10 protein-coding genes are annotated in these 12,240 nt (G+C 53.9%); 7 read left to right on the plus strand and 3 right to left on the minus strand.

Features of this window, described 5'->3' with window-relative positions; translation table 11 throughout:
• Positions 1–78 precede the first annotated feature (78 nt).
• From ACFO9Q_RS21150 to ACFO9Q_RS21160, 3 genes are all read left to right on the plus strand, one after another.
• Positions 79–1,383 carry an ABC transporter substrate-binding protein gene (locus ACFO9Q_RS21150; protein WP_379185563.1) on the plus strand — a complete coding sequence of 435 codons (1,305 nt, stop codon included), beginning with the start codon at positions 79–81 and terminating at the stop codon, positions 1,381–1,383.
• Positions 1,384–1,552: 169 nt separating this feature from the next.
• Positions 1,553–2,434 (plus strand): carbohydrate ABC transporter permease, encoded by an 882-nt coding sequence (locus tag ACFO9Q_RS21155; RefSeq protein WP_379185564.1) that lies wholly within the window; start codon positions 1,553–1,555, stop codon positions 2,432–2,434.
• A gap of 15 nt (positions 2,435–2,449) precedes the next feature.
• Positions 2,450–3,286 (plus strand): carbohydrate ABC transporter permease, encoded by an 837-nt coding sequence (locus tag ACFO9Q_RS21160; RefSeq protein ID WP_379185565.1) that lies wholly within the window; start codon positions 2,450–2,452, stop codon positions 3,284–3,286.
• 1,130 nt (positions 3,287–4,416) lie between these two features.
• Here the strand turns inward: ACFO9Q_RS21160 and ACFO9Q_RS21165 are convergent.
• On the minus strand, positions 4,417–5,205 hold the full coding sequence (locus ACFO9Q_RS21165; protein ID WP_379185566.1) for a helix-turn-helix domain-containing protein: 789 nt from the start codon (positions 5,203–5,205) through the stop codon (positions 4,417–4,419).
• A gap of 115 nt (positions 5,206–5,320) precedes the next feature.
• On the opposite strand from ACFO9Q_RS21165, the gene pyk reads away from it, so the two are divergent.
• From pyk to ACFO9Q_RS21180, 3 genes are all read left to right on the plus strand, one after another.
• A complete protein-coding gene (pyk, locus tag ACFO9Q_RS21170) occupies positions 5,321–6,745 on the plus strand; it encodes a pyruvate kinase (protein ID WP_379185567.1) in 1,425 nt (474 codons plus the stop codon).
• A 194-nt stretch (positions 6,746–6,939) separates the two neighbouring features.
• The gene (locus tag ACFO9Q_RS21175; RefSeq protein WP_379185568.1) at positions 6,940–7,326 is read left to right on the plus strand and encodes a hypothetical protein; all 387 of its coding nucleotides are present in this window, start codon (positions 6,940–6,942) and stop codon (positions 7,324–7,326) included.
• 1 nt (position 7,327) lies between these two features.
• A complete protein-coding gene (locus ACFO9Q_RS21180) occupies positions 7,328–7,738 on the plus strand; it encodes a hypothetical protein (protein WP_379185569.1) in 411 nt (136 codons plus the stop codon).
• 76 nt (positions 7,739–7,814) lie between these two features.
• Here the strand turns inward: ACFO9Q_RS21180 and ACFO9Q_RS21185 are convergent, their stop codons facing one another.
• Positions 7,815–9,563, minus strand: a complete 1,749-nt coding sequence (locus ACFO9Q_RS21185) for a glycoside hydrolase family 13 protein (RefSeq protein WP_379185570.1) — start codon at positions 9,561–9,563, stop codon at positions 7,815–7,817.
• A gap of 384 nt (positions 9,564–9,947) precedes the next feature.
• On the minus strand, positions 9,948–10,904 hold the full coding sequence (trxB, locus tag ACFO9Q_RS21190) for a thioredoxin-disulfide reductase (protein ID WP_379185571.1): 957 nt from the start codon (positions 10,902–10,904) through the stop codon (positions 9,948–9,950).
• A gap of 220 nt (positions 10,905–11,124) precedes the next feature.
• Here trxB and galU point away from each other — a divergent pair, with 220 nt between their 5' ends.
• On the plus strand, positions 11,125–12,003 hold the full coding sequence (gene galU, locus ACFO9Q_RS21195) for a UTP--glucose-1-phosphate uridylyltransferase GalU (RefSeq protein WP_379185572.1): 879 nt from the start codon (positions 11,125–11,127) through the stop codon (positions 12,001–12,003).
• The last annotated feature ends 237 nt before the right edge of the window (positions 12,004–12,240 follow it).

Below are 12,240 nucleotides of genomic sequence, written 5' to 3' on the forward strand. Positions count from 1 at the left end.
CATTACGCTATACGGCAGTGACTATTATACTAATGAAGGAACAACACATGTAAGCGATCTATAGAGGAGGGTCAATGTATGAAAAAAGCTCTAATCGGTATGCTCAGCTTGATCATGGTATTCACACTGGCAGCGTGCGGTGGCAGCAACAATGGCAATAACACGGACAACGCGAACACCGGCGGGGAAGCGGCTGGCGACAAGAAGACGAAGCTGCGCGTGTACGCGCAATACTCCGACGAAGATACAAAAGGCTACTACGACTATGCGGTAGCTGAACTGGCGAAGGAAATGCCGAACGTTGAGCTTGAGCTTGAGATTCAAGCACAGGATGACGGACAGAAGCTGAAGTCTTATGCGGCAACTGGCAATCTTCCTGATATTTTCAACGCGGGTCTTGACCAGATCAACGTATTCAAAAAATCAAACAACATCCTTCAGCTGGATGAGTACGTAGAGAAATTCGGCTTCAAGGATAAAATGCAGCCAAGCGCGATGAACACGCTGTATGCAGACGATGACCATGTCTATGCATTCCCATATGCAGGCAATGAGTTCATTCTTCTGTACTACAACAAAGAGCTGTTCGAGCAAAATGGCGTAAAAGTTCCTACAACGAAAGAAGAGCTGCTGACTGCGATTGACGCATTCAAAGGCAAAGGCGTAACGCCAATGTCCATCTTCGCTAAGGAAAAATGGCCTTGCGTCGCACTATACGATGTATTCGCAACTCGCTACAACGCTAAGGGCATCTCCGCTCTAGACAGCGGCGAAGCGAAGCCTAGCGATGAGGCTTACACGAAGGCTGCTCAAGACGTGCTTGACCTGGTGAAGGCTGGCTTGCTGCCGAAGGGCGCAACGAACCTGAACTACGACCAAGCAGCAGCTCTGTTCCACGAAGGCAAGGCAGCGATGTTCCTGAACGGCCAATGGGAAGTGGAAGCTTCGACTAAGGCTCTAGGCGACAAGGTTGGTTACATGTACTACCCAGCTCCAGATGCTGCTTCTTACGAGAAGAATAAGCTGGCATTCAGCGGCGGCGGCAATCCAGGCGGATTCGCTGTATCGGCGAACACTCCTGACAAGGAACTGGCTGCGAAGGTGGCTAGCTTCATCGCTCTGAAGTACGCTGAGTTCAAGTACACGCAGAAGGGCAGCCCGATCGTAGCAACGAAGGTCGACAAGGAAGTTACGAAGCAATTCGATCCGATGATGGTTACACTGTCCCAAGATATTCCTAAGATCACCAGCACAACTGCATTCGCATGGGGCTTGTCCAACGCGAAGTTCAAGGCAGCGATTGAAGATGCAAGCCAAGCGCTTCTGAGCGGCGGTTACACAGCTGACCAGTTCGTAGGCGATCTGGAGAGCGCTCTGAAGTAAGCAGTTAAGGTAGTTATGCAGTGAAGGCAGTTATGCAGTTAAGGCAAGAAGCAAGTGGCAAGAAGCAAGTGGCAAGAAGCAAGTGAGCAAGGCACACCGGTTTGTCACCATGGCAGGCCGGTGTGCATGCTTTATGGGAGTAAGGTTCGTGTGAAGGGAGAGACTACGCTTGAATAAGTTCATGGGCAACAAGACAGCTATTGCGATATTCATCCTGCCTACGTTGGCATTGTTCAGTGTTCTGGTCATGTGGCCAATCTTGCAAGTGTTCGTACGCAGTATGTACGAATGGGACGGTCTAACGACCGGTGACTTCATATTCCTCGACAACTTCAGCCGTCTGTTCCAAGACCGGTTGTTCTATACATCGTTATCTAACGGGTTAATCTTCGCCCTAGTGCTTACGGTACTGCAGATTACAATCGGAACGGTGCTCGCGCTGACGATCTCGGATTCGATGGTGAAGGGACGCAAGTTCCTGCGCATCTCATACTTCATTCCGGTTGTACTCTCGATTACCGTCGTCTGTCAGCTGTGGCTGGCGATGTACAACGGAGAATATGGTCTTATTAATAAGCTGTTCGAAGCGCTCGGTATGGAATACCGCCAGGACTGGCTGACGGACAGCAAGACTGCGATCTGGGCCATTGCGATTGTTAATGCATGGCAGTATATGGGGTACCACTTCGCGCTACTCCTTGCTGCTGCTCGCTCTGTGCCGGAGCAGTACCTGGAGGCTGCGCGCATTGACGGGGCAGAGCGCTGGATGGCGCACTGGAAGATTACGATTCCTCTAATGGCTGAGACGTACAAGTTCTGTCTCGTGCTTGCCATTACGGGCGGTCTGAATGCCTTCGCGAACATGTTCATCATGACCGGCGGCGGCCCAGGCACCAGCACCTACACATTGACTTACATGATGTACCGCTCGGCGTTCCGGGTTGGTGAGTTCGGATACGGCAGCGCAGCTGCGGCCTTCCTCGTCATTGAATGTCTCATCGTGACATTCATCATTAATCGGCTCGTCGCTCGCGAGCGGATCGTGTACTAGGGGGGATATGAGCTTATGTGGGCTAAAATAAGAAAGAAACAACCGTTTTTTCAACTGTTCCTGTGGCTATATGCGTTAATCTCGGTCTATCCGCTGATCTGGATGCTGTTCTACTCGCTGAAGAATAACAATGAGATCTTCGTAACGAATCCATTCGGCTTCCCGACGAAGCTCAGATTCGAGAACTATGTGTCGGCGCTGACGGAATTCAACGTACCGCGTTACTTCGTCAACTCCGTGTTCGTATCGGTCGTGACGGTAGTCGGTACGATTGCACTCGCGGTCATGTTCTCCTACGCCGTTGCTCGGATGAGATTCCGCGGCAAGACGGCTGTACAGATGTACGTCGTCATCGGGATGTTCGTACCGGTACAGGTCATCATGATCCCACTCGCTATACTGGTGCGGGACTTCAACTTAACGAATACGTATACGTCGCTTATTCTGCCGTATATTGCGTTCAACGTGTCGTTCTCGACGATGGTGTTCTACGGCTTCTTCCGCTCCATTCCGTTCGAGCTGGAGGAATCCGCTTGTATCGATGGCGCGAACATCTACCAGACATTCTGGAGTGTCATGCTGCCGATCGTGCGTCCAGCGATTGCGACGATGGTTATCTTCGTCTTCCTCGCAGCGTGGAATGAGTTCCCGATCGCGCTCATGCTGATCTCCGAGGAGAATCTGAAGACGCTGCCGCTCGGCTTGCTCTTCTTCCAAGGCCAGTTCACGACCGATTGGGGCGCGATGGGCGCGGCCATGACGATCGCGTCGCTGCCGACGGTGCTTATCTATATTCTGTTCAGTGAACAGGTGGAGAAGGCGATGACCGTGGGTTCGGCAGTTAAGGGGTAATAGTGAGGGAGTAAGGATTACAGTAATGAGTAAGAGGCTGTCCCGTTAGGCTTATTGGCCTGGGGACGGCCTTTTATTTATGCGCGATGGGAGGCTGAGGGGCTCGGGCTCGGGGGAGGGTATGGGTTCCAGCCGCGGTTGAAAGATCGTGTTCCCCATTAGACGAAAGGATTCAAGGGGGGAACACGACTTTCAAAGGCGGACGTAAACTCTTCCACTCCATCCCACCCCCTTCGCCTAGCCCCGCTCCTGCTTCAAGGAGGGTAGCCCCAGGCCAAATGCCAAAACTTGCAGCGTCGGCCTTGCGGCTCGCAGGAAAGGCGGGGCGTTTAAGGAGTGGCTCCTTGCGGAGCCGTCCTCCTTAACCTCCTAAAGTTGCTTGGCTGACCGCTTGGGGCGGTCTTAAACTTGTGAGAGACTAGTTAGTTAGGGATCTCGAGGAGGTTAAGACTCCTGGGAAGTCTTAAGTCACCAGTGAGAGTGGCAAAGGTGGGATTAAGCCCTCTGTGAGCTTGTGAGAGACTAGCTAGTTGGGGATCTCCGAGGAGCTTAGGACTCCTGGGAAGTCTTAAGTTACCAGTGAGAGTGGCTGGAGGTGGGTTTAAGCCCGCTGGGCTGTCTTAACTTGTGAGAGACTAGCTAGTTGGGGATCTCCGAGAAGGTTAAGACTCCTGTGAAGTCTTAAGTTACCAGTGAGAGTGGCTAGAGGTGGGATTAAGCCCTCTGTGAGGTCTTAAACTTGTGGGAGACTAGCTAGTTGAAGGCCTCCGAGGGGTTTAAGACTCCAGAGGAGTCTTAAGTCACCAGTGGGAGGGGCTGGAGGTGGGTTTAAGCCCGCTGGGCGGTCTTAAACTTGCGCTAGTTAGTTGAAGGCCTTCGAGGAACATAAGACTCCTGAGGAGTCTTATGCCGGCCGCGTGAGGTGTATACCGTGTGTACACGACGTGTCTTCACTGCACCGTGCCCATGCCACAGTACCCGAGACTATCACCAACCGTCCAACGTCCGCCACCGGTCCGCCAACCGTCCCACCGGTCCGTCCACCGGTCCGTCCACCGGTCCGTCAACCGTCTGTCCAACCGCCCAAGGGTCCAACCGTCCGCTAACCGTTCAACCGCCCAACCGCTCCACTACACCATCTGCCGCTCCGCCAAGTAATAAGACGGCGTCCGCCCATACGTGCGCTTGAATATTCGCTGGAAGTAGCTCACATCCGCATAACCCAGATACTCCGCAATCTCGCCAACCGTCAGCAGAGATTCCGTCAGCATATAGACGGCTGTCCGCATCCTCACGGCATGGACATACTCGCTGATGGTCTGCCCCGTCACTTGACGGAACAACGATGCTGCATAATTCGGGCTGCGCCCACTATGGGCACCGAGCTCTTCCTTCGTCACCCTTTCCCGATAACGATTCTGTATATATTGCTTCATCCGCTCGACATGCTCTTGCGTCCCGCTCTGCAGCTTCACTCCCGCCTCTAACTCCCGGCTCCACAGCACCAGCACCTCCAGTACAATGGCATTCGCCCTCAGTTCGGCGTAAGGGAGCCCCTCCGTCCATTCCTTCCATGCGATACGAAGCCGCTCCAGATATAGCTCATAGCTGCCCGTCTTCGACTTGATCCAACGGGGCGCTTGAACGGCTGCCAGCCCAGCATCCGAGCCACTATGCAGCTTCAGCCGAAAGACCATCTTCTCATGCATGACGGTCGGAATACTTTTGCCATAATACGCCGATCCAGGAGGGAGGAACAACAAGTCCCCCTTCTCCACGATGACCTTCGACTCATCAATCCAATAGATACACTTCCCATAGGATACAATAATGAACAGCGCCTCATCGTGCACAAGCTGTGTGACATCGTCATACCAGGTCATGCCTTGATCTTGCCGCAGGTCCGTAATCGACAGCATTCGAGCACCTCATCGTACTATTTTACAAGTATCATACTATAGTTCATATCCTTAGCCCAGCCAATCCCTTACAATAGTAGGTAGATTACAACCCAGATGGAGGATGACCACCCACATGAGAAAAACAAAAATTGTATGTACGATGGGACCTGCCTGTAACGATATCGACATCCTGGCAGAGATGATGCGCTCCGGCATGACGGTCGCTCGGCTGAACATGGCACACGGAGAGCTGGAGGACCATAGCGCTCGAATCAAGCTCGTAAGAGCTGCAGCGGCGAAGGCTGAAGCCGTCATTCCCGTCATGATGGACATCAAGGGTCCGGAAGTACGGATCGGCAAGTTGGAGGAATCGCAATATGAGCTGAAGACGGGGGACAAGCTCACCCTCACAACCGAGCAGATCGTCGGCAATGGCACTCGTGTAGCGGTTACTTACGAGGAATTGCCGCAAGTCGTACAGATTGGCAGCCGTATCCTCATCGACGACGGATTAATGGAGCTCACTGTTGAAGCGATCGAGCCGACGGAAGTTCATTGCATCGTACAGAACTCAGCCGTCCTCAAGCCTCGCAAGGGCGTCAATCTGCCAAGCATCCGCACCACCTTGCCGGGCGTAACAGATCGTGACTTGTATCACCTCGCGTTCGGAGTCGAGGAGGGCATCGACATCGTTGCCGTATCCTTCGTCCGCAGAGCAGAGGATATCCTGCAGATTCGTCAGTGGCTGGAGGATCGCGGTGCGGGTCATATCCAGCTCATCTCCAAGATTGAGAATGAAGAGGGCGTCGAGAATCTGGATGCCATCATCGAAGTCTCAGACGGAATCATGGTCGCTCGGGGCGACCTTGGTGTAGAGATTCCAGCCGAGGAAGTTCCGATGACGCAGAAGCTCATGATCGAGAAGTGCAACGCCGCAGGCAAGCCGGTCATCATTGCGACGCAGATGCTGGATTCGATGCAGGTCAATCCTCGTCCAACACGCGCAGAGGTGAGTGATGTGGCGAACGCCGTGCTTCAGGGTGCGGATGCGATCATGCTCTCAGGCGAGTCGGCCGCTGGGAAGTACCCTCTGCAGTCGGTTCAGATGATGGCTCTCATCGCGGAGCGTTCCGAATCCACCTTGGATTATGACAATCTCTTCCGTTCCAAAATGTCCTTCTTCGCGCCGTCCACGACCGAAGTCATCTCCCAAGCAGCGGTCTCTACAGCGCTGCATCTCGACGCGAAGGCCATCATCACCCCAACGGAGAGCGGCTTCACCGCGCGCATGGTGTCCAAGTACCGTCCAAAGGCGCCTATCCTGGCGATTGCGCCTAATGACAAGACCCTCATGAAGCTAAGTCTGCTATGGGGAGTTATCCCAGTAAGAGGTGAGGGCACGACATCTACGGATGAGCTGTTCGACACGGCTATCAAGAGCGGTGCCGAGTCCGGCTTGCTCGCCCAAGGCGACTACGCCGTCATCTCCGCAGGCGTCCCAAGCGGCCGCACCGGCGCAACCAATCTCATCCGCGTCCATCAGATGGGCGAGGTGTAATACAGGATCTGCCTTGGACCTTCTCCCGCAAGCCTGCGGAAGGAGGTCCTTTTCTTTGAATCCTACACGATGAAGGATATAATGTGATATACTATGTGTATTAAATGCACATTTAAACCTCGGATTAAGTATGAATTAGTGTTTGCGGAACATACTGTTTTTAGCAGGTAGTAGAGAAGGGCGGTGTTATATGTATGGGTCAGTCTATTGAGATTACTTCGTCAATGATTAAGTTTTTTCAGAACAATGTATTGTCTGTCACTGACTTAACTCGTTCGAACAAGCTTTCTGAAATATTGGAAAGCTTTTCTAATCGTAAAAGTGAAGATATTTACTTGGTTCAAAATACGCGTAATCGGTCAGCCATGGGTGCAATTATTGACGTTGAACTGCTGGAGGAGCTTCTAGCTATTCGAGAATCCATTGCCGGTGCAGTTGATGAAGCTGTAGAGAGGTCAGCAGCAGATAGGGTTGAGTCATTCCAAGCTAAGTACCCTATTTCCAATGTGCTGTTTGATATGGGTATAGAGGATATAGACGTAGATGAAATAAAGAAACTAAGTGACGAATTGGAGATATAATATGCCTCTAACCGTCTCTGAGATAGAATTAAAAATAGAAGCCCTCTTAGGAGGGCTGAACGTTGAAGTTGCAATGGGTGAGGATGCAGCTGCAGATCTAAAAGGTTATCATAAGGAAATTAACATTATTTTAGCTTTAATCGTAGCTATGGCAAAAAAGGGACCACTGATAAAGCCTGCAGGATACGGGGAGCCCTTGCTTGGCAAACTATATGGTTTTACGAAGATAAAGCCTAAAGCTATATCTCTTCGTATCGTATATCGTCCAATCATGCTGTCAAGTGGGAAGGTAAGAATGGAAATCATTGCGATTGGCCCGCGAGATCGAGAACGAGTATACGAGCTTGCAGCTCGGAGGGTAGTTGAATTTCAAGCACAAATGGCGAAACGATTCCTTGAGAATAACGATTAAAATAATGATTAAACTTATAAAACAGCCCCCGTACCGTGAAAACGGTATGGGGGCTGTTCCTTAAGCTCATCTCTTACTACACCTGCTTCAGTATCGCGTAGCCGTAGCCTGGCAGGTGGAGCTCCAGGCTGCCGCCTCCGCCAGCGGTCTGCCTGTCGCCGCCCTTGACGAGCGACTGCCAGCTGCCGCCGCCGACTGGCGCGCGGAGGGCTGCTGCTTCCGCGCGGGCGTTGATGGCGATGACGATCCGCTCATCGCCCGAGCGGCGCTCGTAGACGAGCGTGCCGCTGCCGCTCTCCGCTGCGAGGAAGCGGATGTCCGCGCTCCGCAGCGCGGGATGAGCCAGACGCAGGGCGATCGTCTGGCGGTAGAACTTCAGCAGGAGCTGGTTCTGCTCCTCCGGCTCCCACACCATCGTCTTGCGGCAGTCCGGATCTGCGCCGCCGTTAATGCCTACCTCGTCGCCGTAGTAGATGCACGGCGCACCCGGATAGGTCAGCTTGAACAGCGCGGCCAGCTGCATCGCGCCAACTTCATCGCCGCACAGCGTGAGCAGACGCGGCGTGTCATGGCTGTCGAGCAGGTTGAACGCGGTCTCGGTTACCTGCTGCGAGTAGTTCGCGAGCTGCGTGCCGATCGCATCCGCGAAGCCCTTCGCGTCAATCGTCTGATACGCGAAGAAGTCGAGCACCGCGTTCGTGAACGGATAGTTCATGACCGCGTCGAACTGGTCTCCCTGCAGCCAAGCGAGGGAGTCATGCCAGATCTCACCGAGAATGTAAGCCTCGGGGTTAGCTCCCTTAACCGTGTGGCGGAACTTGCGCCAGAACTCATGGTCTACCTCGTTCGCAACGTCAAGACGCCAGCCGTCGATGCCAATCTCTTCAATCCAGTAGCGAGCGACGTCGAGCAAGTATTTCTGAACATCAGGATGCTCCGTATTGAGCTTCGGCATATGACGCTCGAACGCGAAGGCGTCATAGGTTGGAATGCCATCCACCACGTCAAGCGGCCATTCCCGCACATGGAACCAATCGGCATACTGCGACTTCTCCCCATTCTCCAGCGCATCGACGAACGGAGGGAAGGTACGGCCAGCATGGTTGAACACCGCATCGAGCAAGACGCGAATACCGCGCGCATGGCATTCGTCCACGAGCTCCTTCAGCTTCTCATTCGTCCCGAAGTGAGGGTCAACCTTCATATAATCACGTGTATCGTACTTATGATTCGTGGGAGCTTCGAACACCGGGGTGAAGTAGACGGCATTAATGCCGAGCTCGCTCAGATAGTCCAGATGGTCAATGACCCCTTGCAGGTCACCGCCGAAGAAGTTGCCTTGCTCGGGCTTGCCGCCCCATGGCTGAACGTCTGCAGGATCAATAGACTTGTCACCATTCGCGAACCGTTCAGGGAAGATCTGATAGAACACCGCATCCTTCACCCAAGCCGGCGGATCGAATACATCCACAGGGTTCAGGAACGGGAAGTCGAAAAACGTATTCGGGTTATCCGGCAGCGTCTCCGTGAACTCCTTCTCGGTTAAGATCCATGTTGCGCCTCCGCTTGACAGGCGGAACGCATAGCGCAAGCGGCGGAACGGAGGGACCACGGCCGCCTCCCAGTAGTCGAAGAGTTTATCGGATGCGAATACGGACATCTCTACGGTTTCCATCGTTGTATCCCATGCGTATTTGTCTCCAACAATGGCCTCGACTTTTTGCACATCGTCCTTCTTCGTCCGAATCCGGATATGTACCGTCTTCTCGTCATAAGCATATGACCAGTTATGCTTCGGACGGTGATAGATGGCTTCTAATAACATAGGATTATTGCTCCTCTCAAGATTGGCAGTTTTACACGTATACACACAAAAAAGAGTACAACCCCGCGTCCTAACCGGCCGAGGTTGTACCCTTCCATAATGAGCTGACTCCCAGCTATCGCGCTGGGCAGCCGCTCCCTGTCTTCGGTAGCATTGCCTTTAGTTTAACCATTCATGCCCACTATTATACACGCTCCAGAGCGGAGGTGCCAGCCTTGCAGAGCTGCACAGCTGTAGAGCAACTCAGATGCAACGCTGCACGGTCTGCTTAACCGCAGAACTGCGCAGCTGCAGCCAGCCACCGGCTAGCAGCCAGTGTTGAAGCTAGCTATCGGCTAACAGTCAGCGTAGCAGCCAGCCACGGCGCTAGCTGTTCGCCAACTCTTAGGCGTGAACAGGGCTCTCGCTGCCGCTCCCGCTATGCTGGGCTTCAAGGAAGCGCTCCGCTTCCAGTGCCGCCATACATCCCGTACCTGCAGCGGTAATCGCTTGGCGATACACATGATCCTGCACGTCGCCGCAAGCGAATACGCCTGGAATGTTCGTCTGCGTTGTGCCCGGCACAACGTTAATATAGCCGGTCTCATTCGTATCAATCTGTCCGCCTAGGAAGCCGGTGTTAGGTGTATGCCCGATGGTGATGAAGATGCCGTCTGCTTCGAGCAGCTCTTCCTCGCCGGTCTCGTTGTTCAACACCTTCAGTCCAGTCACGCCGAGCGGACCTGCGACCACTTCAAGCGGCTTGCGGTTCAGGCTCCAGACAATTTTCTCATTGGCGCGAGCTCGGTCTTGCATGATTTTCGAAGCGCGCAGCTCTTCCCGACGGTTCACGACACGCACCTCAGATCCGAAGCGGGTGAGGAAGTTCGCCTCTTCCATGGCAGAGTCTCCGCCTCCGACGACGATAATCTTCTTCCCTCGGAAAAAGAACCCGTCACAAGTCGCGCAGGTCGATACCCCGCGTCCGATGTTGTCCTGCTCACCTGGAATACCAAGGTACTTCGCCGATGCGCCTGTGGAGATAATAATCGACTCGGCCTGAATCGGCTCGCCGCCTTCAATCTCAAGCGTGAACGGACGCTTGCTCAGGTCAACCGACTTGACGGAACCCGTCTTGAACGTCGCTCCGAATCGCTGAGCTTGCTTGCGCATGTTCGACATGAGCTCACTGCCGAGGATTCCTTCGGGGAATCCAGGGAAGTTCTCAATCTCCGTCGTCGTTGTGAGCTGACCGCCTGGCTGCCAGCCTTCTATGACAAGAGGCTCCATGTTGGCACGAGCAAGATAGATCGCCGCTGTCAGTCCAGCAGGCCCGGTTCCAATAATAATCGTCTTATGCATATGTCCATCCTCCAGTCCAATAATAACGAATCATAAGTTCTAGATTAAAATTATTATAAATAAGCCGCTTTGTCAACTGTATTCAATAAAGTTTCAGTTCCAATTCATCTCATGTTCATATAGGGGGAGTAAGCTGTTGTTGTAGACAGTACTGATGGAGATTATAGGTAAAAAAGAGTATGATGAGACAAGCGGATCTTAAGAAGGGAGCGGATGGGATATGACACAGCGAGTAAGGAAGGCTATTATACCGGCGGGGGGCCTCGGGACACGATTCCTGCCTGCCACGAAGGCGCAGCCGAAGGAGATGCTGCCGCTGATTGATAAGCCGGCCATTCAATATATTGTAGAGGAAGCCGTGCGCTCCGGCATCGACAGCATTGTTATTGTGAGCGGGCGGCACAAGCGGGCGATCGAGGACCATTTTGACAAGTCGGCTGAGCTTGAGGATGAGCTGGAGGAGCGCGGCAATGCGGAGATGCTGGCAGTCGTTCGGGAGATCTCGCAGCTGGCGGATATCTATTATGTTCGGCAGAAGGAGCCGCTGGGACTCGGACATGCGGTGCTGTGCGCGCGGCGCTTCATCGGAGACGAGCCGTTCGCGGTGCTGCTCGGCGACGATATCCTGATGTCAGAGCCGCCTTGCCTGAAGCAGATGATTGAGGTGTATGAGGAGCGGCAGTCATCGGTCATCGCGGTCATGGAGGTTCCTTGGGATCAGACGCACAAGTACGGCATCGTCGATATCGGGGGCAGTCTGGAAGTTGTCGCAACCGTGAAGGACCTCGTTGAAAAACCCGCCCCAGGAGAAGCACCCTCCAACTCCGCCGTCGTCGGACGGTACGTGCTGGAGCCGGCGATCTTCGAGCTGCTGGAGCGGGCGGTGCCCGGCAAGGCAGGCGAGATTCAGCTGACGGACAGCCTTCGTCAGCTGAATGAGCGGAACGCTCTTACCGCGCTGCGGTTCGAGGGACGGCGCTACGACGTCGGGGACAAGCTGGGCTTCGTCCAAGCGACGATAGATCTTGCCCTCGAGCGCGAGGACCTCGGCGAGGACATCAAGCGCTACCTGCTGGAGAAGCTTCCGCTTCTGCGCTAGGCAGGGTTAGTGCCTTGCGCTGCGCCTCTTGGCGGCCAGGCAGTTGGAGGGAGGGGCTGCGCCTAAGGGTGCAGCCCTTTAATTTTGCCGCGTTCGCGAGATTGCGCTGCGCCGGCAGAGCCTGCAGGCGATGCTGATGCTATCGCCCTGGGCATGGCCCCCACGGGCGAGCTGCAGCATCACAATGTGATGCTATAGCACCAAACTGCCCACCTCGGAGTGCTGCAGCATCACAAT

Origin of the sequence: Paenibacillus sp. GCM10023252, assembly GCF_042653305.1 — a bacterium.
Lineage (GTDB): Bacteria > Bacillota > Bacilli > Paenibacillales > Paenibacillaceae > Pristimantibacillus.